General features: G+C 71.2%; 19 protein-coding genes. 5 read left to right on the top strand and 14 right to left on the bottom strand.

Annotated elements, in window-relative coordinates:
* The first annotated feature begins 9 nt into the window (after window positions 1-9).
* The 3 genes from BLP83_RS07890 to BLP83_RS07880 all read left to right on the top strand — a co-directional run bounded on the left by BLP83_RS07890 (window position 10) and on the right by BLP83_RS07880 (window position 6,186).
* Entirely contained in the window at window positions 10-3,144 is a 3,135-nt protein-coding gene (locus BLP83_RS07890; RefSeq protein ID WP_091241023.1) for an efflux RND transporter permease subunit, read from the top strand.
* A gap of 380 nt (window positions 3,145-3,524) precedes the next feature.
* Window positions 3,525-5,444: an SLC13 family permease gene (locus tag BLP83_RS07885; protein WP_091241021.1), complete on the top strand. Its 1,920-nt coding sequence runs from the start codon at window positions 3,525-3,527 to the stop codon at window positions 5,442-5,444.
* Between the two features lie 376 nt (window positions 5,445-5,820).
* Window positions 5,821-6,186, top strand: coding sequence for a DUF1161 domain-containing protein (locus BLP83_RS07880; RefSeq protein ID WP_091241019.1), 366 nt, complete (start codon window positions 5,821-5,823; stop codon window positions 6,184-6,186).
* A 359-nt stretch (window positions 6,187-6,545) separates the two neighbouring features.
* On the opposite strand, the gene BLP83_RS07875 is transcribed toward BLP83_RS07880, so the two are convergent.
* The 7 genes from BLP83_RS07875 to BLP83_RS07850 all read right to left on the bottom strand — a co-directional run bounded on the left by BLP83_RS07875 (window position 6,546) and on the right by BLP83_RS07850 (window position 14,597).
* Window positions 6,546-9,737: an efflux RND transporter permease subunit gene (locus BLP83_RS07875; protein WP_218121221.1), complete on the bottom strand. Its 3,192-nt coding sequence runs from the start codon at window positions 9,735-9,737 to the stop codon at window positions 6,546-6,548.
* Window positions 9,734-10,825 carry an efflux RND transporter periplasmic adaptor subunit gene (locus BLP83_RS07870; RefSeq protein WP_091241015.1) on the bottom strand — a complete coding sequence of 364 codons (1,092 nt, stop codon included), beginning with the start codon at window positions 10,823-10,825 and terminating at the stop codon, window positions 9,734-9,736. Before BLP83_RS07870 ends, BLP83_RS07875 begins: the two co-directional genes overlap by 4 nt.
* Before the next feature lie 124 nt (window positions 10,826-10,949).
* Window positions 10,950-11,084, bottom strand: a complete 135-nt coding sequence (locus BLP83_RS19230) for a hypothetical protein (protein ID WP_281187116.1) — start codon at window positions 11,082-11,084, stop codon at window positions 10,950-10,952.
* Between the two features lie 212 nt (window positions 11,085-11,296).
* Window positions 11,297-12,157 (bottom strand): OmpA/MotB family protein, encoded by an 861-nt coding sequence (locus tag BLP83_RS07865; protein WP_091241014.1) that lies wholly within the window; start codon window positions 12,155-12,157, stop codon window positions 11,297-11,299.
* Window positions 12,158-12,160: 3 nt separating this feature from the next.
* On the bottom strand, window positions 12,161-12,964 hold the full coding sequence (locus tag BLP83_RS07860; protein ID WP_091241012.1) for a motility protein A: 804 nt from the start codon (window positions 12,962-12,964) through the stop codon (window positions 12,161-12,163).
* 5 nt (window positions 12,965-12,969) lie between these two features.
* Window positions 12,970-14,085 (bottom strand): PilT/PilU family type 4a pilus ATPase, encoded by a 1,116-nt coding sequence (locus BLP83_RS07855; RefSeq protein ID WP_091241465.1) that lies wholly within the window; start codon window positions 14,083-14,085, stop codon window positions 12,970-12,972.
* A gap of 113 nt (window positions 14,086-14,198) precedes the next feature.
* Window positions 14,199-14,597 carry an arsenate-mycothiol transferase ArsC gene (locus tag BLP83_RS07850; protein ID WP_091241010.1) on the bottom strand — a complete coding sequence of 133 codons (399 nt, stop codon included), beginning with the start codon at window positions 14,595-14,597 and terminating at the stop codon, window positions 14,199-14,201.
* Window positions 14,598-14,779: 182 nt separating this feature from the next.
* Here BLP83_RS07850 and BLP83_RS07845 point away from each other — a divergent pair, with 182 nt between their 5' ends.
* Window positions 14,780-15,325 carry a methylated-DNA--[protein]-cysteine S-methyltransferase gene (locus BLP83_RS07845; protein WP_218121220.1) on the top strand — a complete coding sequence of 182 codons (546 nt, stop codon included), beginning with the start codon at window positions 14,780-14,782 and terminating at the stop codon, window positions 15,323-15,325.
* Between the two features lie 33 nt (window positions 15,326-15,358).
* Here BLP83_RS07845 and BLP83_RS07840 read toward each other — a convergent pair whose 3' ends face one another.
* From BLP83_RS07840 to BLP83_RS07810, 7 genes are all read right to left on the bottom strand, one after another.
* Entirely contained in the window at window positions 15,359-15,715 is a 357-nt protein-coding gene (locus BLP83_RS07840; protein ID WP_091241004.1) for a thiol-disulfide oxidoreductase DCC family protein, read from the bottom strand.
* Window positions 15,712-16,977, bottom strand: a complete 1,266-nt coding sequence (locus tag BLP83_RS07835) for an FAD-binding domain-containing protein (protein WP_091241002.1) — start codon at window positions 16,975-16,977, stop codon at window positions 15,712-15,714. The genes BLP83_RS07840 and BLP83_RS07835 overlap by 4 nt, the downstream gene beginning before the upstream one ends.
* Window positions 16,978-17,160: 183 nt before the next feature.
* On the bottom strand, window positions 17,161-17,970 hold the full coding sequence (deoD, locus tag BLP83_RS07830; protein ID WP_091241000.1) for a purine-nucleoside phosphorylase: 810 nt from the start codon (window positions 17,968-17,970) through the stop codon (window positions 17,161-17,163).
* A gap of 41 nt (window positions 17,971-18,011) precedes the next feature.
* The gene (locus BLP83_RS07825) at window positions 18,012-19,274 is read right to left on the bottom strand and encodes a phosphopentomutase (protein ID WP_245679983.1); all 1,263 of its coding nucleotides are present in this window, start codon (window positions 19,272-19,274) and stop codon (window positions 18,012-18,014) included.
* A complete protein-coding gene (locus tag BLP83_RS07820) occupies window positions 19,271-20,752 on the bottom strand; it encodes a thymidine phosphorylase (RefSeq protein ID WP_091240998.1) in 1,482 nt (493 codons plus the stop codon). The genes BLP83_RS07825 and BLP83_RS07820 overlap by 4 nt, the downstream gene beginning before the upstream one ends.
* Before the next feature lie 10 nt (window positions 20,753-20,762).
* A complete protein-coding gene (gene deoC, locus BLP83_RS07815; RefSeq protein ID WP_091240996.1) occupies window positions 20,763-21,518 on the bottom strand; it encodes a deoxyribose-phosphate aldolase in 756 nt (251 codons plus the stop codon).
* A 185-nt stretch (window positions 21,519-21,703) separates the two neighbouring features.
* Complete coding sequence (locus BLP83_RS07810; protein ID WP_091241460.1) at window positions 21,704-22,168, bottom strand: cytidine deaminase; 465 nt, start codon at window positions 22,166-22,168, stop codon at window positions 21,704-21,706.
* A 290-nt stretch (window positions 22,169-22,458) separates the two neighbouring features.
* On the opposite strand from BLP83_RS07810, the gene BLP83_RS07805 reads away from it, so the two are divergent.
* Window positions 22,459-23,316: a hypothetical protein gene (locus BLP83_RS07805; protein ID WP_143006604.1), complete on the top strand. Its 858-nt coding sequence runs from the start codon at window positions 22,459-22,461 to the stop codon at window positions 23,314-23,316.
* Window positions 23,317-23,320 lie beyond the last annotated feature (4 nt).

The raw sequence follows: 23,320 nt of genomic DNA, 5'->3' as shown, positions 1-23,320 counted from the left end.
GCACGGACCATGCTGGATTCATTGATCCACGCCGCCATCCGGCAGCGCTGGGCGGTGCTGGCCGCGGTGCTGGCGCTGGCCGCGTTCGGCGCCTGGCAGCTGCGCCAGCTGCCGATCGACGCCGTGCCCGACATCACCAACGTGCAGGTGCAGATCAACACCGAGGCGCCCGGCTACGCGCCGCTGGAAACCGAGCAGCGCATCAGCGTTCCGGTCGAAACCGCCCTGGCCGGCCTGCCGCGGCTCGACTACACGCGCTCGCTGTCGCGCTATGGGCTCTCCCAGGTCACCGTGGTGTTCGAGGACGGCACCGACCTCTACTGGGCGCGCCAGCAGATCGCCGAACGCCTGCAGCAGGTGCGCGGCCAGCTGCCGCCGGGGCTGGAGCCGGCGATGGGGCCGATCGCCACCGGGCTGGGCGAGATCTACCTGTACACGGTCGAGGCCGAGCCCGAGGCGCGCAAGCCTGACGGCAGCACCTACACGCCCACCGACCTGCGCGGCGTGCAGGACTGGATCGTGCGTCCGCAGCTGCGCGGCGTGCCCGGCGTGGTCGAGGTCAACACCATCGGCGGCCACGCGCGCGAGCTGCAGGTGGCGCCCGATCTGGCCCGCCTGCAGGCCCTGGGCCTGGATCTGCAGGATCTGGTCGAGGCCATCGAAGCCGGCAATGCCAATGTCGGCGCCGGCTACATCGAGCGCTTCGGCGAACAGGTGCTGGTGCGCGTGCCCGGCCAGCTGCAGGATGTCACCGCGCTGGAGGCGCTGGTGGTGGCGAATCGCGACGATGCGGTGATCCGCCTGCGCGATGTCGCCCGCGTGCAGGAAGGCCTGGAGCTGCGCAGCGGAGCGGCCACCGAGAACGGCCGCGAGGTCGTGCTGGGCACCGTCTTCATGCGCATCGGCGCCAACAGCCGCGAGGTGGCACGCGCGGTCGACGCGCGCGTGGCAGAGATCCGCGCCTCGCTGCCGCCGGGCGTGCGCCTGGTCACCGCCTACGACCGCACGGCGCTGGTCGATCGCACCGTGCGCACGGTGGCGACCTCGCTGGCCGAAGGCGCCCTGCTGGTGATCGCCGTGCTGTTCCTGCTGCTGGGCAATCTGCGCGCGGCCCTGATCACCGCGGCGGTGATTCCGCTGAGTTTCCTGATGACCGCGATCGGCATGCGCCAGGCCGGCGTGTCGGGCAACCTCATGAGCCTGGGCGCGCTCGACTTCGGCCTGATCGTCGATGGCGCGGTGATCATCATCGAGAACGCCCTGCGTCGTTTCGGCGATGAACAGCAGCGCCTCGGCCGTCTGCTGTCGGCGCGCGAACGCTATGCGCTGGCGGCCGAGGCGACCACCGAGGTGATCCGCCCGGCCCTGTTCGGCGTCGGCATCATCACCGCGGTCTACCTGCCGATCTTTGCGCTCGAAGGCGTGGAAGGAAAGATGTTCCACCCGATGGCGATTACGGTGGTGCTGGCGCTGACCGCAGCCCTGCTGCTGTCGCTGACCTTCGTGCCGGCGATGATCGCGGTGGGCTTGGGTGGCCGCGTGCAGGCGCATGAGAGCCGGCTCATGGCGCTCGCCACCCGCGCCTATCGGCCGGCCCTGCGCCGCGCGCTCGGCGCGCGCCTGCCGGTGGTGGCCGTGGCCGCATTGCTGGTGCTGGGCGCGGGCTTCGCTGCCAGCCGCATGGGCAGCGAGTTCATGCCCAGTCTCGACGAGGGCGACTTCGCCCTGCACGCCATGCGCATCCCCGGCACCTCGCTGAGCCAGGCCATCCACATGCAGGGCCAGCTGGAGGCGCGCATCGCCGCCCTGCCCGAGGTCGAGCGGGTGATCGGCAAGATCGGTACGGCCGAAGTCGCCACCGACCCGATGCCGCCCTCGGTCGCCGACATCTACGTGCTGATGAAACCCCGACGCGACTGGCCCGAGCCGCGCAAGCCGCGCACGCAGTTCATCGCCGAGCTGCAGGCCGTCTTGGACCAGGTGCCCGGCAACAACTACGAGATCACCCAGCCGATCCAGATGCGCTTCAACGAGCTGATCTCCGGCGTGCGCGCCGATCTCGCGGTCAAGGTCTATGGCGATGATCTGGACACACTGGCGAGCCTCGGCGAAGCGATCCGCGCGGTGGTGGAAAGCAGCGCCGGCGCCCAAGACGTGGCGGTCGAGCAGACCACCGGCCTGCCCCTGCTGCAGATCGCGCCGGACCGCGAAGCGCTGGCCCGCGCCGGCCTGCGCGTGGCCGACCTGCAGGACGCGATCCGCATGGCCATCGGCGGCGTCGAGGCCGGGCTGTACTACGAGGGCGATCGTCGGGTGCCGATTGTCGTCCGCCTCGACGAATCGCAGCGCGCCGATCTGGCGCGGCTGGGCGAGCTGCCGATCCTGCTGCCCGCGCAGGCTGACGGCCTGCCGCGCAGCCTGCCGCTTGCCCGGCTGGCCGAGCTGCGCATCGAGACCGGGCCCAACCAGATCAACCGCGAGAACGGCAAGCGCCGGGTGGTGGTGACCGCCAATATCCGCGGCCGCGACCTCGGCGGCTTCGTCGAGGACCTGCGCGCGAGGACCCGCCGCGACGTCGAACTTCCGCCGGGCTACTGGATCGGCTACGGCGGCAGCTTCGAGAAGCTGATCAGCGCCTCACAGCGGCTGTCGATCGTGGTGCCGCTGACGCTCGCCCTGATCCTCGGCCTGCTGCTGATGGCCCTGCGCTCGGGCCGCGATGCGCTGGTGGTGTTCTCCGGCGTGCCGCTGGCGCTGACCGGCGGCGTGGCGGCGCTCATGCTGCGCGGCCTGCCGCTGTCGATCTCGGCCGGCGTCGGCTTCATCGCGCTGTCCGGCATCGCGGTGCTGAACGGCCTGGTGATGCTGAGCTTCATCCGCCAGCTGCGCGCACAAGGGTTGGGCCTCGACGCCGCCATCGAACAGGGCGCGCTGACCCGCCTACGACCCGTGCTGATGACGGCGCTGGTGGCCAGCCTGGGCTTCGTGCCGATGGCGCTGGCCGTGGGCGCCGGCGCCGAAGTGCAGCGGCCGCTGGCGACCGTGGTGATCGGCGGCGTGATCAGCTCGACCCTGCTGACCCTGCTGGTGCTGCCGGCGCTGTATCGCCTCGTGCATCGGCGGGAGGAGGAGACGCAGCGCTGAGGCGCTGCGTCTCGCCGCAAGGGCAATCCGCCGCCGCGAGCCTTTGTGCCTGACAACGCGCCGCCATCGCCCCACCGCTGCATAGGGTGGGCCCTGGCCCACCACGAGCCGCACACTCGCCCCGGTCCTCGCCAGGGCCTGGCGGAAGTCGAGCCCAGGGTGGGCCAGGGCCCACCCTATTCGAAAGCGCTTACCGCCGCGGTCGCGACCGCAGCCGCGCAGCGGCGCCCACGCGGGCGCCGGGGAAGGTGAAGCGCTTTCCGGCCAAGCAGCGCCGGAGGCCGCCTCGAAGCGGCCGATACGGGACGCGTTTCCCGTGCGCCGCTGGCACTCCGCCACCGGAGCTGCAAGCATGCGTCGATCCCTGAACCGTTGATCGCATGAGCACCGAGCAGATCCTCATCCTGTTGATCCTGGCCGCCACCGTCGGCCTGTTCCTGTGGGGGCGCTTCCGCCATGACGTGGTCGCGATGGCGGCGCTGCTGGCCTGCGTCGCTGCCGGCCTGGTCGCGCCGGGCGAGGCCTTCGCCGGCTTTGGTCACCCGGCGGTCATCACCGTGGCCTGCGTACTGGTGCTGAGCCGCTCGCTGCAGCTGTCGGGTGCGGTGGATGTCCTGACCCAGCGCGTACTGCCCGCGCAGGCCGGGCCCACGCTCAGTCTGGCCGCCCTGACCGCGCTGGCGGCGCTGCTGTCGGCCTTCATGAACAACGTCGGCGCGCTCGCTCTGTTGATGCCGGTGGCGCTGCAGCTGGCGCGGCGACTGCAGCTGCCGCCGGGACGCCTGCTGATGCCGCTGGCCTTCGCCTCGATCCTGGGCGGCATGACCACCCTGATCGGCACGCCGCCCAATCTCATCGTCTCCGGCTTCCGGGCGGAAACCGCGGGCGCCGGCTTCGGCATGTTCGACTTCAGCCCGGTCGGCGTCGCCGTCGCCCTGTCCGGACTGCTGCTGATCGTTGCCGGTGGCTGGCGGCTGGTGCCCTCGCGGCGCGAAGCCACCGCCGACAGCTTCGAGAGCGGCGCCTACCTCACCGAAGCGCGCGTGCCGGAGGGCAGCCCCAGCGCCGGCAAATCCCTGTACGAGCTCGAGGACAGCCTCGACGAACTGGGCGCGCAGGTGCTGGCCCTGGTGCGCGACGAGCTGCGCCTGAACGCGCCAAACCCGGCACGCCGCATTCGCGCGGGCGACATCCTGGTCATCGAGGCCGAGGCCGAGAGTCTCGCCAAGACCCTGGACGCACTGGGGCTCAAGCTGGAGGAGGACAAGCGCCACAGCGAGAAGGCCAATGCCGTTGCGGAAGCGAGCGCAGCCGAGCCGAGCTCCCGCCTGGACGGGGGCGCCGCGGCGGGCATGGCAGCGCGGTCCGCGCAGCCGGCGGCCGCGGACATCGCTGAAGCGGCGAGCGGCGCGGCGCCGAAGAGTGTCCGCCCCGAGCCTTCACGCTCGGAGCTGGGGCTGGTGGAGCTGGTGGTGCTGCCGGGCGCGTCGATCGTGGGCCGCAGCCCGACCGACCTGCAGCTGCGTACCCGCCACGGCATCAACCTGCTCGCGGTGTCGCGGCAGGGACGCCGCAGCCTCAGCCGACTGCGCGCGCTGGCGCTGCAGCCGGGCGACCTGCTGTTGATGCAGGGCACCCCGGAGGCCCTGTCCGGCTTCGCCACCGAGGCGGGCTGCGTACCGCTGGCCGAACGCGAGCTGCGCATTCCCGAGCGGCGCAAGGCCCTGGTCGCCACCTCGATCCTGCTTGCGGCCATCGGCGCCTCGGCGCTCGGGGTGCCGGCGGCCGTGGCCTTCGCCGGCGGCGCCCTGGCCAGCCTGCTGCTGCGCACCCTGCCCGAGCGGGCGACCTATGCCGCGATCGACTGGCCGGTGATTGTTCTGCTGGCGGCATTGATTCCGGTCGCCGGCGCGATGGAAAGCTCGGGCGCGGCCGGCCTCATCGCCGCACTGCTGATGGAGGACCTGGCGCGCGGCCAGCCCGTGCTGGCGCTGGCCCTGGTGATGGTGGTGACCATGACCCTCTCCGACCTCATGAACAATGCCGCCACCGCAGCGGTGATGTGCCCGATCGCAGTCAGCGCCGCGGCCTCGCTGGATTGCTCCGCCGATCCCTTCCTGATGGCGGTCGCGATCGGCGCGTCCTGCGCGTTTCTCACGCCCATCGGCCATCAGAACAACACCCTGATCCTGGGCCCGGGCGGCTTCCGCTTCGGCGACTACTGGCGGCTGGGACTGCCGGTGCAGCTGGCAGTGCTGCTGGTCTCGATGCCGATGCTGCTGTGGGTGTGGCCGCTGTAGGGCGTCGCCTGCGTGGCGCCATTCAGGGGTGCTGGCGGCTGAGCCCCTGATGATTCGGGGTGCGGCTGCGAATGCAGGTGGCCACGCTTAGGGTGGGCACCGGCCCGCCAGGGGCGCCACTCTTGCCTCGGTCCTTGATGCAGCCCTGGCAGATGCGGAGCCCTGAGTGGGACAGCGCCCATCCTGTTCGGGACCGGGGCGAGGTTCAGCGCCATGGTGTGCCGAGGCCCACCCGATGCGCGGCTGGGCTGCGCCGGTGCCTCGCGCGTGTCGCCACTGCCCGCATTCCGCCACAAGCGCTCCCCGCCAGCGCCCGCTGGCGGGCGCAGCCTGTGTTCCGAGGCAGCCCGCGTCGCCCTCTGAACACGAGCCCGCCATGAAGCGCAGCCTTGCCCTCGCCCTCCTCCACTCCAGCCTGGCGCTGAGCGCGCTGGGGCTGCTGGCCACGCCCACCCACGCGCAGTCGGCGCGCAAGGACTGCGAGGAGCTCAAGTCCGAGATCGCCGCGCGCATCGAAGCCAACGGCGTACGCCACTACCAGCTGCAGATCGTCGAGCCGGATGCGCGCGACGTCGGCCGCATCGTCGGCAGCTGCAACGGCGGCAGCGCACGTATCGCCTACCAGCGCGGCGCGCTGCCGAGTGAGCCGGAGGCCGTTGTCGGCGCGCCCCTGGGTGCGGGCGAGCGCCCGTCGGGCGGGCGCGACGCGCCTTTGGAGACCCTGGCGCAGCACGAGCTGTAAATCGAGTCCTTGGGGCGGCGGCGGTCTCCCGGCCGCCGCCTGCCCGGGCCAGGGACGGCCCTTCTTTTCGCCCGGGAGCGCGTCGGATTTTTCGGGTCCAGGCCAAAATCCGGCCGGGTGAGGACAGGTTTTCGGACACGGGCTGGCCTAGGGCAGCGCCAGGGGTCGAGGATCGGCGCAAGGCCTGGAGGGCGCGCCCGCGGACCGAGCACGCGATGCCTGATCCAGCGCAAGCGAGTCCGGACGGTTACCGGACTCGCGACCACGGATCAAGGCCAGGAGGGACGTGATCGGTGTTGCCCTGAAGATGGACCGCGCGGACGGATCTGCAGGCCGGCCATCCAGAGTCCGACAGGCTTCTATGCCCCCGACGCCGCCGGCTGCACACGTCGCCGGGTCAGGAAGTCGATGACCGAACGCGCGGCCGGCTGTGCCACCAGGTACAGGCAGGGCACGATCAGCAGGGTCAGCAGCATCGAGCTCAGCAGGCCACCCACCACCGCCACCGCCAGCGGCTGCATCAGCAGGCCGCCGGCGTCGAGGCCGATCGCCAGCGGCAGCATGCCGACCACGGTGGTGAGCGTGGTCATCAGGATCGGCCGCAGGCGCACCGCCCCTGCCTCGATCACCGCCTCCATGTCGGCGAGGCCGCGCGCGCGGCCCTGCTCGATGTACTCGACCAGCAGGATCGCATTGTTCACCACGATGCCGATCAGCAGGACGGCCCCCAGGAACACCGGCGCGGACAGCGGCGTCGAGCTCAGCCACAGGGCGACCAGGGCGCCGCCCGGCGCGAGCGGCGCGGCGGTCATGATGACCAGCGGATTGGTGAGCTGCTCGTACTGCACCACCAGCACCACCAGCACCAGGAACACCGCCAGCAGGATGACCGTGTTCATCTCGCGCTCGGTCTCGGCCAGCGTTTCGAACTGGCCGCCGAGCGCCACGCCGTACTGGTCGGGCATCTCGATCGCGGACAGGCGCTTCTGGACCTCGGCCATGATCGTGCCGACATCGCTCTGGCTGGTGTTGAAGCTGCCGACGATGCGCTGGATGCGCAGCTGGTTCTCGCGCCCGATCTCGGCCGGCCCCTCGCCGAGGGTGAAGCGCGCGACCTGGCGCGCCTGGATCGGACCGTTGGCGCCGTTGGCGACGATCACCTCGCCCAGCCGATCGAGGTTCTCGACCTCTTCGCGCGGCATCCGCACGCGCACGTCGTATTCGTTGACGCCGGTGCTGTAGCGGGTCGGCACGGTGCCAGTGACCGCCTGCCGCAGGGCCACGGCCACCGCGCGCACGTCGAGGCCGAGCGCGGCGGCGCGCTCGCGATCCACTTCGATCTGCAGCGCCGGCGTCCGGTCCTCGTCGTCCATCTCCACGGCTTCAAGGCCGGGGATGTCTTCGATCGCTCGAATGATCTCGCGGGCCAGGCGCTGCAGGGTCGGCAGGTCCTCGCCAAGCACCTTGAGCTCCATGTCATTGCCCGACAGCCCGAAGTTGAGCCCGCGGATGCCGCTGGTGCGCACCGCGATACGGGCGCCGGCGATGTCCAGCGCATCGACCCTGCGCTGCGCCTCGCGCGCCCAGCGGCCCACCGGCCAGTCGGGCCGCTGGCTGGCGTCATCCAGCTGGATCGACAGCCAACCGCGACCGGCGCGCTCGGAGACATTGCCGCCCCAGACGAAACCGCCCGCGACCGAGAACACGCTCTGCACATGCGGCATGTCCTTGATCGCCGCCTCGACCTCGCGCACCGCGCGGTCGGACAGCTCTGGGGTGGTGCCAGCCGGCAGCGCGATGCGCACGTTGAGGCTGCCGTCATCGAGCTGCGGCAGGAACTCGTTGCCGAGCTTGGACGCCAGCGGCAGCACCGCCAGCACGCTGCCGAAGGCCAGCAGCAGCACCCAGCCGCGGCGCGGCAGCAGGAGGCGCAGCAGCCCACGGTAGGCCTCGGTCAGGGCCCGCAGGCCGCGCCGGAAGGCCCGATAGGGCAGGCTGCGATCAAAGCCGGACGAAAAGCCGAGCTTGGCCATCTGCGCGGCGAGCATCGGCACCAGCGTCAGCGCCACCGCCAGCGAAGCGATGACCGCGAACGAGATGGTCACCAGCAGCTCGCGGAAGACCAGCGTCGCCAGCCCCGTGATCAGCAGGAAGGGCAGCACGGCCGCGAGGTTGGTCAGGGTGCCGGCGGTGACCGCCGAGATCACCTCGTCGGCGCCCGCGTGCGCGGCCTGCTGTGGATCCTCGCGCAGCTGGCTGCGGTGCCGCTCGATGTTCTCGAGCATGACGATGGCGTTGTCCAGCAGCAGGCCCACACCCAGCGCCAGGCCGCCCAGGCTCATTACGTTGAGGCTCAGGCCCGCGCCGCCCATCAGGGCGAAGGTCGCCATGATCGCCAGCGGAATCGCCAGCCCGATCACCACGCTGCCGCGCAGGCTGCCGAGGAAGAACAGCACCACCAGCATGGCCAGCACGCCGCCGAGGATGGCCGCCGAGGCCACCGACTTCACCGAGCCGCGCACGAAGTAGGCGCCGTCGCGGGTGGTGCTGAATTCGATGTCGTCGGGAATGAAGCCCGAGGCCCGCAGCGAGTCGAGTCGCGCCTGCACCTCGCCGACCACTTCGACCGTATTGGCATCGGGCTGCTTGAATACCGACAGCTGGGTGGCCGGCGCGCCGTCGAGGCGCACGAACACGCGCTGCTCGCGGAAGCCGTCACGCACCTCGGCCACCTCATCGAGGCGGATGCGCCGATCGCTGCCGGGAATCTGCAGCAGCACCGCGGCGATGTCGTCCGCCGACTGGAAGCGGCCTTCCGTGCGCGCACGCACGTCCAGGCTGCTGCTGGTGATGTTGCCGGCCGAGACGTTCTGGTTCTCGGCGGCGAGCTGGGCGGACACGTCGGCCAGGCTCAGGCCATAGGCGCGCAGGCGCTGCTGGTCGACCACCACTTCGAGCTCGCGCTCCTGGCCGCCGACGCTGAGCACGCCGGAGACGCCGGGAATGGACTGCAGCTGCGGGGCCAGGCGGTTGTCCAGCCAGTCGCGCACCTCGCGCGCGCTGCGCCGTGTCGAGGAAAAGCCGGCTTCGAACACCGCCTGCGCACCGGGGTCGAACTTGGACAGCCGCGGTGGCTCGATGTCATCGGGCAGCTGGCCGCGCGCGCGCTCGAGCAGACGCGCCGCGTTCTGCAGGGCGAGGTCCAGATCCGTACCGTAGCGGAACAGCAGGCTGACGTCGGTACTGCCCTCTTCGGCTTCGCTGGCCATCAGCGTGAGGCCTTCGGTCGAGGACAGCTGGCGCTCCAGCGGTCGGGTCACCTGCTCCTCGATGACCTCGGGCGCCACGCCGGGGTAGGACACGTCGACCCGGATCAGCGGATACACCACTTCTGGCAGCAGATCGACCGGCAGCCGGCCGACGAAGAACAGGCCCAGCACCAGCACGACGCTGGTGATCGCGGCGGTGCCGATCGGCCGCCGGATCGCGGCATGGGTGAGCCCGCGATAGCGCCGCGAGGCCTTCTCGCGGATCGAGCCCTCGCCGCTCACGCCTCGTCTCCCACGGTCTCGACCACGCGCACGCGGTCGCCGGCGGCGAGCTCCAGCGGACTGGTGGCGACGATCCGCTCGCCGGCGTCGAGCCCGGCCGTGATCTCGCGCCATTCGCCGCGGACCACGCCGGTCTCGACCTCGCGGCGCACCAGTCGGCCGTCCGCGTCGATCACCATCACGAAGCTCTGCTCGCCCAGACCCACGGCAGCAGCGGGCACGGCGAGCACATCGCTGCGCGCCTCGATGGCGAAGCGGGCCCGCGCCAGGAAGCCGGGACGCACGCCGCGCGCATGCGCCTGCGGCAACTGCAGTTCGACGGTGACCAGGCGACTGCTGGGATCGGCCGCCGGAAACACGCGGCGCACGCGCGCTTCGACGTTTTCGCCGGCCAAGGCATCGACGGCGACCTCGACCTCGGCGCCCGGCGCGATGCGGGCGGCGTCCAGCTCGGACACCCCCACCCGCAGCACCAGCTGGTCGAGGTCGGCCAGTTCGAAGGCGGGGGCGAGGCGGCCAACCGCCGCCCCCGGCTCGATCAGACGCGCGATCACATAGCCGTCGATGCTGGCTTCGATGCGACCGAACTCGACGCGCGTGCGCCACAGCGCGACCTCGCTTTCCGCGACCTCCAGCGCCGAGCGCGCGCTGAGCACGCTGGCCGCGTCGACAAAGCTGCGACCGCGCAGGGCGTCGAGACGCTCGAAGTTGGCGCGTGCTTCACGCAGGGCGGCTTCGGCGCGGGCCAACTCGGCCTGCTGCTCGCTGACGTCGATGCGCGCCAGCAGCTGGCCGGCACGCACGCGGTCGCCGGCTTCGACGGCCACCTCGGCGACCACGCCGTCGGTGCGCGCCGCCAGCGCGATGCTGCGCAGAGGCTCGACGGTGCCCGCCACCAGCACGCTGCGGCCCAGCGTGCGCGGTGCGAGCGTGTAGGCGCGTACGGGCTGGCTGCGCTCTTCGCGCACGGCAGTCGCGGCGGGCGCCGGCGGGGCCGACCCGGAATCGGCGCAGGCAGAAAGCAGAAGGGCCGCGCCGAGCGCAGCCAGGGCGCCGCGGGCGCCAGCGGGGAGAACGATCTTTGACATATGTGCAGGGTGCGGAAGACGGCGTATGCGCAGCGCGAAGCAAGGCGCCCACTGAAACGCGGCCGGGACGCCGATCCGTCGCCCGCGGCGTCCCCTGGCCTTGCGCGGCCCGGCCGAAGCGCGTCTACAGCGCCGATTCGAAACCGTCAGCGAACACGCGGATCCGCGGATGCTCGACCGCGCCGACGTCGCAGACCGCGAGCACGCCGGGACTGCTGGCGTCGATGGGGCGCTGCGCACCCCGCGCCTCCCGGGTCATGCAGGTCGCCCAGTCGGCGACGCTCGGCGACAGCGGATTGCCCTGGGCGTGCCCTGCATGGCGCGCGGCAACCCTGAATTCTTGGGCCTTGCCCCAACAGGCTGTTGAAATGCAGCGTGCCAGATCGCCCGCGGATGGCCGGAGCGACGAATCGAGCGTGTGAGCGCTTGATTCGTCGAGAGGCGGTACGGACCTGCGCCCGCGCCCATGCCTCAGTCGGCCGGCTGCTCCAGCACCAGTTCGACGCGGCGGTTGCTGGCGCGGCCTTCGGCGCTGGCGTTGTCGGCCAGCGGCCGGGTGTCGGCAAAGCCCACCGCGCGCAGGCGCTGCTTGTCGATGCCATTGGCCTCGAAGTAGCGGACCACGCTGCCGGCGCGCGCGCCCGACAGCTCCCAGTTCGAGGGAAAGCGGGCGCTGCGGATCGGCACGGCATCGGTATGGCCGTGCACGGCGATCGGGTGCGGGCTCTCGCGCAGCACCGGCAGCAGGCGACGCAGCAGGGTGAGGCCACCGAGGCTGAGGTCGGCCTGCCCCGACTCGAACAGGATTTCGCTGCTGATGCGGAAGCTGATGCGCTTGTCCTTGACCAGGACTTCGATGTCCTCGCCAAGGTCGGGCACCGCCATCGTCTCCGGCGGTGTGGTGGGCAGCGGCAGCTCGACCGGGGCGGCCGTGCCCGACTGCCGGGCGAGCGCCTCGCTGGCCTCGCCGACGCCCTCGAACTTGCCGGCGAAGGCCAGCATCACGACCATCATCACCAGCAGCAGGGTGATCATGTCGAGGTAGGTGATCAGCCAGCCCTCGCTTTCGCCTTCGTCGTCCGCGACCGCGTCCAGCAGCGCCGCCGCGGCCCCCGCAGGCAGAGCCTTGCGCGCGGCAAGAGCCGCCCGTGCCGGCGCGGCGCCAGGCTTGGCCTTGCCGGCTGCGCGCACGGCCGCCGTATCGGCGGATTCCGGCGAAACCTCCGCGGTCGCTGCAGCGGGCGCCTCAGCCTGCGCCACCAGCTCGGCATCCGCCGGGCGCACGGGCGCCGGCGTCGGTGCTGGCACATCGGGCTCGTTCGGCAGGGCCATGCCTCAGCGGTCCGTCGCGGGCTCGGCCACAGCACCGCTGTCGTGGACCTCGTCACGGTAGTTGGCGACGAACGAGTTGAGCGTCTCGCGGATCAGCGCCGGGCCGCGCTTGCGGCACATCAGCTGGATGCCCTGCATGACCATGTTCATCGCGATCACCCGCTGCTCGGTGCGGCGCTCGAGCTTGACCGCGATCGGCTTGAACAGCAGGTTGGCCAGCAGGATGCCGTAGAAGGTGGTCATCAAGGCGACCGCCAGCTGGCGGCCGATCGCAGCCATGTCGCCGTCGCCGAGCAGGAACATCAGGTTGATCAGGCCAACCAGGGTGCCGAGCATGCCGAAGGCCGGCGCATAGCCCGCCATCACCCGGAACAGCTGGGCCTCGGCGCGCTCGCGGGCGCGCAGGCGGGCGATGCGCCAGCGCATCAGTTCGAGGATGTCGTCCTCGGGCGTCATGTCGATCACCAGCTGCACGCCGGTGCGCAGGAAGGGGTTCCGGATCTGCGCCAGCTCGCGCTCCAGCCCGCGCACGTCGGCGGCGATCCACAGCCGCGCGACCTTGACCAGCTCCTCGATGTCGTCCTCGGTGTAGAGCTTCTCGTTGCGCAGCACCGTGCCGATCAGGCCGAACACCCGCAGCACTTCGCGCAGCGGGTAGCTGATGAAGGTGGCCGCCAGCGTGCCGAGCGCGACGATGCCCAGCCCCGGCAGATCGATGAAGAGTCGCGGGTCCTCGGCCGCCCACAGGGTCACCACGCCCAGCAGCAGGATCGAGGCGACGATACCGATCAGGGTGGAGGGGTTCATCGGCCTCAGCGCCCGGAATCGAGTCCGGCGATGCTCATGCCGTCCAGCTCATGGGTGGCCGGGCCACCCTCCAGGCGGATGCGCAGGGCCAGGTCGGTACGCGAGTCGGCGTTCTCGATCGCCTGTTCGTAGCTGATCCGGCCACCCGCGTAGAGGTCGTACAGCGCGCCGTCGAAGGTCTGCATGCCGTTCTCCTTGGACGCCTTCATCGCCTCCTTGATGCTGGCGATCTCACCCTTCTCGATCAGGTCGGCGATGAAGGGGCTGGACATCAGGATCTCGACCGCCGGCACGCGCTTGCCGTCGACCGCGCGGATCAGGCGCTGGCTGATGACCGCCTTCAGGTTCAGCGACAGATCGATCAGCAGCTGGTGACGCGCGGTCTCGGGGAAGAAGTTGATGATGCGATCGAGCGTCTGGTTGGCGTTGTTGGCGTGCAGGGTCGACAGGCAGAGGTGGCCGGTCTCGGCATAGGCGATCGCCGCCGCCATGGTCTCGCGGTCGCGGATCTCGCCGATCATGATCACCTCGGGCGCCTGCCGCATGGCGTTCTTCAGCGCCGCCGCATAGCTCAGGGTGTCGATGCCGATCTCGCGCTGGTCGACCACCGACTGCTTGTGCTCGTGGAGGAACTCGATGGGGTCTTCGACGGTGAGGATGTGGCCGGTGCGCGTGCGGTTGCGGTGGTCGATCATCGCCGCCAGCGTCGAGGACTTGCCCGAGCCGGTCGCGCCCACGACGAGGATCAGTCCGCGCGGCAGCATGATCAGCTCGTTCAGCACCGGCGGCAGGTTGAGCTCCTCCAGCGAGGGAATCTGGCTGGTGATGTAGCGCACCGCCACCGCGATGCTGCCGCGCTGGCGATAGATCGACAGACGGAAGCGGCCCGTGCCCGGCAGGGCGATCGCCAGGTTCATCTCGAGTTGGGCCTCGAACTCGCGCTGCTGCTTGTCGTTCATCGCCGCATAGGCGAGGTCGTGCAGGGCCTCGCTGCTCAGCACCTTGTCGCCGATGTGGCGGGTCACGCCCTGGATCTTGATGCTGGGTGGCGCGCCGACCGAAAAGAACAGGTCCGAGGCGTGGTGTTCGGCCATCAGGCGCAGGAACGGAGTGATTTCGATCGTGGCCATCGGGATCTCTTCAGTGGCAAACGGCGCCTGTGGGCGGAGGCGGCAGTCGAGGCAAGAACACCCGCCGGTGGCGGTCGCGTCGCGGCGGCGGACCGCTCAGACGCTCAATCGAGCTCGGTCTCGAAAAGATTCATCAGGTTGCGCACGCGCTCGGCCAGGCGGTCGCGGAAATGGCGATAGGCCTCGTCAGGCAGGCCTGAGGGGTCGGGCAGGATCCACTGCACATCGAGATTCAGGCCGGTGGACGGTGGCGGCTGCGGGCCCAGCCAGACGCAGCAGTCGAAGCGGAGATCGGCATGCTCGGCGAGCGATTGCGGGGCCTGGATGCGCGGCGCCAGGCCGAGCTCGCCGAGCATGCTCGCCAGCCGCGGATCCAAGGCCTCGGCGGCGTTCAAGCCCGCGCTGTAGGTGAGCGTGTCCTCCTGCGCGTAGAGGCGGGCCAGCGCCTGCGCCATCGGGCTCAGCAGGCTGTTGTCGGGGCAGAGGAAGAGGATGCGCTTCATGCGATGGGATCGTGCAGGAGAGAGGGTCGGGAACCGTCATGGCCACGGTCGCGGCAAGCGCCGGACCCGGTGCTGATGTCTGCTGCAGGCAGGCAAGACCTGTGCCGTCTCGCCGGCTCGCTTGGCGAGCAGGCCAACGAGGTCGGCTGACGCCATCGACGCCTCAAGCGACAATGCGCGCCATGACTCCCCTGCTTCGCGAAAGCCTGGCCACGCCGCTGGGCAAGCTGCTGGTCTTCAGCACAGCTGACGGCCGCCTCGCCGTCGTCGACTGGCTGGATACCCTCGACCGCCTGCCGGAGGCGCGACGCGCGGCGCTCGCGGCCGCGCCGCCGGCCGCCGTGGCGTCGGCTGCAGTGGCTGCGCTGCGCCGCTATTTCGATGGCGACCTGCAGGCGCTGGATGCGCTTGACGTCGATCCGCAGGGCAGCCCGCTGCAGCAGCAGGTGTGGACCGCACTGCGCACCATCCCCCCCGGCCGCACCTGCAGCTATGCCGAGCTGGCCGAGCGCATCGGCCGCGCCGGCAGCGCGCGCGCGATCGGTGCTGCCGTCGGCGCGAATCCGCTGCTGCTGGTGCTGCCCTGTCACCGCGTGGTCGGCGCGAACGGCGCGCTCACCGGCTATGCCGCGGGGCTGGAGCGCAAGCGCTGGCTGCTGGAGCACGAGGGCCTGCTGCCCAGGCTGGCGCATGGCGCCTCGGGGCGGGCGACGCGGCTGCCGCGCTAGTTCAGGCCCCGAGCTGAACCTGCTGTCGGGCGGTCATCCGCCAGCCCAGCGCTGCAGCCGCGGCCGCCAGCGCAGGAATCGGACGTAGCCGCGTTCCAGCACGGTGAGCACCAAGGGCAGGCGCGCGAGCTGGCCCAGCGGCCAGAGCAGGGGCAGCTGCCGCCACAGGGCGGCGAAGGCCGCCGCACCGTCGTACAGACGCTCGCCGTCGCCCGCATGCATCCGCGCCAGCAGCGCGGCCGGATCGAGGGGGCAGGCCTCCGGTGCGGCCTCGCTGAGATTCACGAAAGCCACCCGCCGGCGCCAGTCGAGTCGACACATCAGGGCGATCTCGCGGCGGCACAGCGGACAGGCGCCGTCGTACCAGACCGTGAGCGCGGGCGTGCTCACAGGCCCGGCATTCCGAGCGCGCGCAGCTCATCGGCGATGTGCTCGCGGAAGGCGAAGAAGCCGCGGCTGGCGCGCGGCCAGAAGCGGCTGTCCCAGTCGCGGCGCAGGCGCTGCAGGCGGAGGCCGCGTTTGGCCAGCGCCGACTCGAGTCCGTCGAGCGCATCGGCGACCGGGCCGACCGGGGCTTCGGCCGTGACGACGGTCGACACGCCGCTGTCGCCGGCGATCGTGGCGAGCGCATCGGCCCCGAGTGCCGGCAACCGCGTCACCGCCAGCCCGTCCGCCACCAGGCGCGCTTCCAGATCGAGGCAGGCGCCGTGGACGAAGGCCTTGGCCTTTGCGCCCCAGGGCCAGTCGCGGCCAGCGCTGGACCCCTCGGCCGACGCCGCGCCGACGCCTTCGACAATCAGCACATGACGCGGACGCGGGCCTTCCGGCAGCAGACTGTGCGGATCTAGATCCTCGCCGTGGACCAGCAGCAGGCAGGGCGTGGACGCATCGAGCGGCTTGCGCGGCGGCAGCGCCTGCGCGCACGGCAGCGGAGGCTCGCTCAGGGCCTCGCAGACGCTGGCCAGGCCCTGCGGCCGGAAACGCCCGCCGCTGTAGCGGGCGATGTTGTCGGCGCTGGCCGCATAGGTCTTGCCGGGCGTCTGCAGGCCGGCCACCCAGCGCCAGCCGAGCGTGTTCGAGGCGGGATCGGCATCGAGCAGATGGCGGGCGAAGAAGTCGGCGCCCAGCGTCCACGGCAGGCGCAGGGTGAAGATCCAGATCGACGCGAACCACATGCGCGCGTGGTTGTGCAGGTAGCCGGTTTCCACCAGTTCGCGCGCCCAGTCGTCGAAGCCCTCGATGCCGGTGGCACCGCGCTCGGCCTGGGCCAGCGCATGCGCCCGTCCGGCGTTGGCCGCGGTCGCCGCGCGCTCGTGCGCGAGCTCCGCGCGGTAGCGACGCCACGCCTCGGGCCGCAGCTCCAGCCAGCCCTTCCAGTAGGTGCGCCAGAGCACCTCCTGCACGAACTTCTCGGCCGCGGCATGCCCGTGTCGCGCCAGCACCGCACGCACCACCTCGGCTTCGGTCAGCAGGCGATGGCGCAGGTAGGGCGAGAGCATCGAGACATTGCCGCGTGCCTCAAGACCGAGGTCGTGATTGCGCTCGGCGGCATAGCGTGCACCCGCACGCGGCAGGAAGGCCTGCAGCCGGCGCAGACCCTCCGTCCGGGTGGGAGGGAACAGGTCGAGAGCGGAAGGCGGGGCGATGGGCATGCGCGCATCAGAGCATCGTGCGCGCGCAGGCGATGTGGATTCGCTCGGTGGGCGCGGCAGGGCGATCCGCTGAATCCCGCATAGGGTGGGCCAGGGCCCACCCTATGCGAGCGGGACGCCCCTTGGGTCACGCAGTCGCCGCGCCTCTTCGAATCCCGAATCCCGAATCCCAAATCCCGGTTATCAGGAGCCAGGGCCCACCCTTTGCAAGCAGCACGCCCCTTGGGTCACGCAGTCGCCGCGCCGCTTCGAATCCCGAATCCCGAATCCCGAATCCCCAATCCCGCCCCATGCGAGCGCCTCCAGCGCAATTCGCGTGGCCAAGGCCAGGCCTTCCTCGCGCTGGCGGGCGGAAAAGCGCTGGCCGCTGTGCAGCTCGTCGCTGAGGGTGAGCAGGCAGCCGGCCTCGACGCCGTGCTCGGCGGCGATACCGAACAGCGCAGCGGCTTCCATCTCCACCGCCAGCAGGCCCATGCGCTCCAACAGCGTCAGCAGCGCCGGCTCATCGCTGTAGAAGCGGTCGGTGGAGAACACGCCCCCTGCATGCAGGGCAGCGCCCGCCGACTCCGCCGCTTCGGCAATGCGCCGGCACAGGGCGAAGCTCGCCGGTGGCGCGTAGTCCATGCCGTCGAAGCGGCGGCGGTTGAGGCTGGAGTCGGTGCTGGCCGCGGTCGCCAGCACCAGCGCGCCAAGCTTCAGATCCCGCTGCAGGCTGCCGGCCGTGCCAAGCCGCAGCAGGCGACGCGCGCCGTACTCGCGGATCAGCTCGGTGGCATAGATCAGGCACGACGGCATGCCCATGCCGCTGCCGAGCACGCTGATCGGCCGGCCGCGGTAGCTCCCGGTATAGCCGAGCATGCCGCGCACGCGGTTGACCTCGACCGCGTCGTCGAGGAAGTGCTCGGCGATGTGGCGCGCGCGCAGCGGGTCGCCCGGCAGCAGCACGGTGTCGGCGAAGGCACCGGCTTCGGCGCCAAGGTGGGGCGTGCTCATCGAAAACTCCGGCAGCGGATCGGAAGGTCCAGCGCAGCGCGCTACTCGAACAGGTCGCGCCCGGCGGCCAGCGGCGCCAGCCCGAAGGCCGTGGCCAGGCCCTGGGCGAGGTCGGCGAAGCCCGCGCGCAGGCCGAGGCTGACCGGCGCGACATGGGCGCCGGAGACCAGGATCGGCACGTGCTCGCGGGTGTGGTCGCTGCCGCGCCAGGTCGGGTCGTTGCCGTGGTCGGCGGTCAGCACCAGCAGGTCGTCGGAGTCGAGCCGCGCGCGCAGCTCGGGCAGGCGCGCATCGAAGCGCTCCAGCGCCGCGGCATAGCCGGCCACGTCGCGGCGGTGCCCGTACTCGCTGTCGAAGTCGACCAGGTTGGCGAACACCAGGCCGGGGCGGTCCAGCGCATCCACCGCGGCCAGAGTGGCGTCGATCTGGCCGTCGAGACCGCTGGCGTGGATCTCCTCGTCCAGCCCGCGATGGGCGAACAGATCGCCGATCTTGCCGACCCCGACGGTGGCGAGCCCGTTCTGCTGGAGCACGTCGAGCAGGGTCGAGCCCGGCGGCGGCACCGCATAGTCGTGGCGGTTGCCGGTGCGGCGGAAGCTCTCGGCGCTGTCGCCGACAAAAGGCCGGGCGATGACGCGGCCGATGTTCCAGGCATCGACATGGCGGCGCGCGGCCTCGCACAGTGCATACAGGCGCGCGAGGCCGAAGTGCTGCTCATGCGCGGCGATCTGCAGCACCGAATCGGCCGAGGTGTAGATGATGGGCTTGCCGCTGGCGATATGCGCCTCGCCGAGGCGCTTCAGGATCTCGGTGCCCGAGGCGTGGCAGTTGCCCAGCCAGCCGGGCAGGCTGCACTCGGCGGCCAGCGCATCGAGCAGCGCGGGCGGAAAGCTGTCGACCGGCGCGCTGAAATAGCCCCACGCCTGCTTCAGCGGCAGGCCCATCAGCTCCCAGTGGCCGGTGACGGTGTCCTTGCCGGGCGAGCGCTCGCGCGCCGCGGACCACGCCCCCTTCATCGGCGCCGTATCGTCGAAGCCGGCCGGCAGGCGGCCCGTCGCCAGGCGTGCGGCGCGGCCGAGGCCCAAGGCTTCGAGATTCGGCACCCGCAGCGGACCGCTGCGCGCAAGCCACTCGGGCAGGCCCGCGCGTGGCCCGCTGTCGGCCTCCCCCGCCGCACAGGCCGCGGCGATATGGCCCAGGGTGTCGCTGCCGGCATCGCCGAAGCGCTCGGCGTCGGGCAGTGCGCCGATGCCGAGCGAATCCAGCACCACCACCACGGCGCGGCGGATGCGCGGCGCGCTCATGCGAGCAGGGCGGCGTCGCGGCAGCGGCTCTGGGCGCGGCTGGCGGCCAGCGCCTGCGGGCCGCGGCAGCCGGGCTCGGCGCAGTCACGGCAGGCGCGCTGCGCCGCGCAGGCCTCGCTCTGTGCGTTGGCGAAAGCCTCCGGGCTCGGCTCCAGCCAGCCGTGCAGCAGCGGCCGCGGTTCCGGGATGCGTTCGCTGAGCTGCAGGGCCGGCAGCAAGGCCTGTCGCGCCGCCTCCAGCGCCGACGCGCTGGCCGCGTGGATACGCAGCAGCGGGTCGCCGCGGCGCACTCGGCCGCCGACCTCGAGGATGTCCGACAGCCCCACGCGCGGGTCGATGCGCGCGTCGGCCGCACCGCGGCCCGCGCCCAGCTGCAGGCAGACCTGGCCCAGGGCGCGGGTGTCGATGCGCGCCAGCACGCCGTCGTCTGCAGCGACTAGATCGCCCACGCAGGGCGCCTGTTCGCGCCAGCGATGCGGTGCCGACAGCGCCTCGGCCGGCCCGCCCATGACCCGCACCATGGCCTCGAAGCGCGCCGCCGCCTGGCCGCTGCACAGGGCCCAGTGCACCCGCGCCTGCGCTTCGGCCTCGTCTTCGCAGAGACCGCCGTGCAGCAGCAGGCGCGCGCAGAAGGCGAGGTTCAACCGATACAGGCGCGAGCGCGTGTCCTCGCCGCGCAGGACGCGAGCCACGGCATCCAGTTCGAGCGCATTGCCGGCGGCATTGGCCAGCGGCTGGTCCATGTCGCTGAAGGCCAGTTCGCAGCCGAGGCCCAGGGCCTGCGCGGTGGCCACCAGCGCCTGGGCCAGGGCCTCGCTCTCGCCGCGCTCGCGGAAGATCGCCCCGGAGCCGAGCTTGAGGTCCAACAGCAGGTGCTGCACGCCGGCGGCGAGCTTCTTCGACAGGATCGAGCTCACGATCAGCGGCAGCGAGTCGACCGTGGCGGTGCGGTCGCGAATCGCATACAGGCGCTGGTCGGCCGGCGCCAGTTCACGCGAGGCGCTGACGATCGCCAGCCCCTGCCGACGCACGCAGCTGGCGAACTGCTCGAGGCTGAGCTCGGTGCGCAGGCCTGGCAGGGCTTCCAGCTTGTCCAGCGTGCCGCCGGTGTGGCCGAGGCCACGCCCCGACACCATCGGCACGGCCGCACCGCAGGCCGCCAGCACCGGCGCCAGCACCAGGCTGAGGCAGTCGCCGACGCCGCCGGTGGAGTGCTTGTCCAGCACCGGCGCATGGACGCCCAGCGCAGGCCAATTCAGCACGCGGCCGGAGTCACGCATCGATGCGGTGAGGTCGCGCGTCTCGCGGGGTGAGAGCCCGCGCAGGCAGACCGCCATCGCCAGCGCGCCGGCCTGGGCGTCGTCGAGCCGGCCGTCGGCCAGGCCCTGCGCGACTTCGCACCACTCGCTGGCGAGCACGCTGCGGCCCTCGCGCTTGGCCGCGATCAGGCTGTCGAAACGGAAGGGCGCGGCGTGCATGGGCGGACCCTCAGTAGGTGCCGGTGTCGGTCGGGAGTCGGCCTTCCAGCGCGGCCTCGATCTGGTCGAGCAGGCCGCTGGCGCCGAAGCGCAGCCGCGCCGGCCCCCGCGCGGCCTCGCCCAGCTCGCGCTCGACGAGGCGCAGGTAGGGCTCGGCCTGGGCCAGCGAACGCAAGCCTCCCGCGGCCTTGAAGCCCGCCGGTGCCGCGCGCCGGCGGATCGTGTCCAGCATGAGCTGCGCGGCCGGCAGGGTGGCGCCCACGCTGGCCTTGCCGGTGCTGGTCTTGAGGAAATCCGCGCCAGCCTCCAGCGCCAGCTCGCTGGCCAGGACGATGCGATCGGGTGCGGCCAGTTCGCCGCTTTCGAGGATGATCTTGAGCAGGGCGCCGCCGCTGGCCTCGCGGGCGGCGCGCAGCACCTGCCGGGCCGGGCCCTCGCGGCCCTGCAGCAGGGCCTGCCAGGGCAGCACCGCATCGATCTCCTGCGCGCCGACGGCACGCGCGCGGCGGATCTCGCGCGCCACCCGCAGCGGGTCCTCGCCGCCCTCGGGGAAGTTCACCACCGTCGCCACCGCGATCGATTCCGGCAGCCGCGAGCGCGCGTGCTGGACATGCTCGGGATACACGCAGACCGCTGCCACGCGCCCATGCGGCCCATCGGCGCGGGCGCACAGCGCGGCGATCTGCGCCGGCGTGGCGTCCTCGTCGAGACAGGTCAGGTCGAGCAGGGGCAGCAGCTGCCGCGCGGTGAGGACAGGGTCGGACATGGGCGTGGCGACAGGGCGAACGGAGCCACAGCCTGCACCCGCCGCACGGACACGGCGCTGATCAGAATCAAGCGGCTGAGTCGCCGGGATTCGGGATTCGGGATTCGGGATTCGGGATTCGGGATTCGGGACAGCGTCGCGCGGCCGGGCCTGCGGTCAAGCCCACCCCATGCCTTGCGCGAAGCTCAAGGCGCCAGCCGGAAACCGAAAGGCAGCAAGGCCTCGATCGGCAGCATGCGCACCTCCCCCTCGGCGACGAAGCCGACGCATGCCCGCGGCCCCAGCTCGAAGATCTGCTGCCGGCAGCCGCCGCAGGGCGCGGCCTCCTGCGCACGGCCCTCGGCATCGAAGGCCAGCACCACCAGCTCGACCACCTCGACACCTGCACCCTCCGCCGCCACCGCAGCCGCCAGCGCATGCCGCTCCGCGCACCCGCTGAGCGGATAGGCGCTGTTCTCGACGTTGCAGGCCGCGTACACGCCGCCACCGGCCGTGCGCAGTGCACAGCCGACATGGAAGTTCGAGTACGGCGCATAGGCGCGTTCGGCCACGGCGCGGGCGGCGTCGGCGAGGACGGGATCGAGCGCGCCCCACGCATCGGGAGCTTGGGGCGCCGTCGACGCTCCGGTTCTATCGTCTGAAGGGGGCATCGTCATCGGCAGAGCATCTCCACGCGCATGCAAACCGGGGGATGCCCGGAGCGCGACTCTAGCGAGCGCTGTGCGGCCCTGCATCAACAAGCGCGTTGATGGCGGACTGTCTCGCATCACCTTCTGCAGCGAGCCCGCCCACGCGGGCCGAGCCTGCTCCCACTGTCAGAAATGACAGCTTGTCCATCCGCCGGGAAATCCCGGAGATTTTCCGTGACCGAAGGCTTGCGATCAGCTCCCTTCGGCAATCCACTTCGAATGGTAGGGCTGCTCTTTCGAGGCGATCGATCATGCTCAGACTTCTTTCTTGCTGCGTCCTGCTCCTCGCTGCGGCTGGCAGCTCCCAAGCTGCCGACCCCTTGGTGGCTCGCTGCGATGCTTGCAACCCCAGCGGCTATCGCAACGCGGCTCTGGCAGCGGCGGCGAGCGCCCGCGATGACGCGACGGTTTACGTGTTCGACAACGCTGCGATGCACGTCGAGAAGGTGTGGCTACAGGTGACCAGCGAACCAGGGACCAACATCGTTCGGGCGCTGAGCGTGCCTGTCGAGCCCGAGATGCGTGACTTTGCGAACGCCTATTGGGCAACGGAGGCGGAGTTGAAGCAGATTTCCGTTCCAGCCGAGGTGGCGCCCACCCTTCCGGAGTTCATCAGCAACGGCTTCGCCTTCGGCCAGACCCGCAGCTTCGTCCAGTCACGGGTTGAGCAGATTTTCACCAGCGAGTTCGCGGGCATCTCGGTCGCCAACCTCACGCCGGTGGTTCAGCAGGCCCTGGCGCGGCTGGGCGCCGTGGAGGGGCTGGGCACCGGCAACTTCGTTGCCACGCTGAGCTTCCCGGACGGGGGAAGAATCAACGTCGAGTTCAACCTGATGCTAATCACGAGCCCGCCCTCCGTCGGCATCTACGAATTCAAGATTATCGATGACACCGGGCAATTGAACGGACGGTTCTTTCCGAATCGCCGCGAATCGCTGCGGGATTTCAGTGCCGACAACTACCTCGACGAAGACTACATCCTGTCCATCCTTGACCAGGCGCAGCGCTGGGGCATTCCTGTCAACTGCACGCCGGGAGTCGAGATCATCAGCGTGACCTGCGATCACCGGGGGTGTCACGGCAGGATCCGGACAACCCACTGCCCCTGAAGCG

The organism is Aquimonas voraii, from assembly GCF_900101825.1.
Classification (GTDB): Bacteria; Pseudomonadota; Gammaproteobacteria; order Xanthomonadales; family Xanthomonadaceae; genus Aquimonas; species Aquimonas voraii.
This window is presented reverse-complemented; position numbering and strand designations above follow the sequence as displayed.

Excerpts from the sequence above, each read along its gene's own strand:
- BLP83_RS19230 (WP_281187116.1), bottom strand. The coding sequence starts at position 11,084 with ATGACCCGGGAGGCGCGGGGTGCGCAGCGCCCCATCGACGCCAGCAGT.
- BLP83_RS07885 (WP_091241021.1), top strand. The coding sequence starts at position 3,525 with ATGAGCACCGAGCAGATCCTCATCCTGTTGATCCTGGCCGCCACCGTC.
- BLP83_RS07880 (WP_091241019.1), top strand. The coding sequence starts at position 5,821 with ATGAAGCGCAGCCTTGCCCTCGCCCTCCTCCACTCCAGCCTGGCGCTG.
- BLP83_RS07835 (WP_091241002.1), bottom strand. The coding sequence starts at position 16,977 with ATGCCCATCGCCCCGCCTTCCGCTCTCGACCTGTTCCCTCCCACCCGG.
- BLP83_RS07820 (WP_091240998.1), bottom strand. The coding sequence starts at position 20,752 with ATGCACGCCGCGCCCTTCCGTTTCGACAGCCTGATCGCGGCCAAGCGC.
- BLP83_RS07845 (WP_218121220.1), top strand. The coding sequence starts at position 14,780 with ATGACTCCCCTGCTTCGCGAAAGCCTGGCCACGCCGCTGGGCAAGCTG.
- BLP83_RS07810 (WP_091241460.1), bottom strand. The coding sequence starts at position 22,168 with ATGCCCCCTTCAGACGATAGAACCGGAGCGTCGACGGCGCCCCAAGCT.
- deoC (WP_091240996.1), bottom strand. The coding sequence starts at position 21,518 with ATGTCCGACCCTGTCCTCACCGCGCGGCAGCTGCTGCCCCTGCTCGAC.
- deoD (WP_091241000.1), bottom strand. The coding sequence starts at position 17,970 with ATGAGCACGCCCCACCTTGGCGCCGAAGCCGGTGCCTTCGCCGACACC.
- BLP83_RS07860 (WP_091241012.1), bottom strand. The coding sequence starts at position 12,964 with ATGAACCCCTCCACCCTGATCGGTATCGTCGCCTCGATCCTGCTGCTG.
- BLP83_RS07865 (WP_091241014.1), bottom strand. The coding sequence starts at position 12,157 with ATGGCCCTGCCGAACGAGCCCGATGTGCCAGCACCGACGCCGGCGCCC.
- BLP83_RS07850 (WP_091241010.1), bottom strand. The coding sequence starts at position 14,597 with ATGAAGCGCATCCTCTTCCTCTGCCCCGACAACAGCCTGCTGAGCCCG.
- BLP83_RS07870 (WP_091241015.1), bottom strand. The coding sequence starts at position 10,825 with ATGTCAAAGATCGTTCTCCCCGCTGGCGCCCGCGGCGCCCTGGCTGCG.
- BLP83_RS07890 (WP_091241023.1), top strand. The coding sequence starts at position 10 with ATGCTGGATTCATTGATCCACGCCGCCATCCGGCAGCGCTGGGCGGTG.
- BLP83_RS07825 (WP_245679983.1), bottom strand. The coding sequence starts at position 19,274 with ATGAGCGCGCCGCGCATCCGCCGCGCCGTGGTGGTGGTGCTGGATTCG.
- BLP83_RS07805 (WP_143006604.1), top strand. The coding sequence starts at position 22,459 with ATGCTCAGACTTCTTTCTTGCTGCGTCCTGCTCCTCGCTGCGGCTGGC.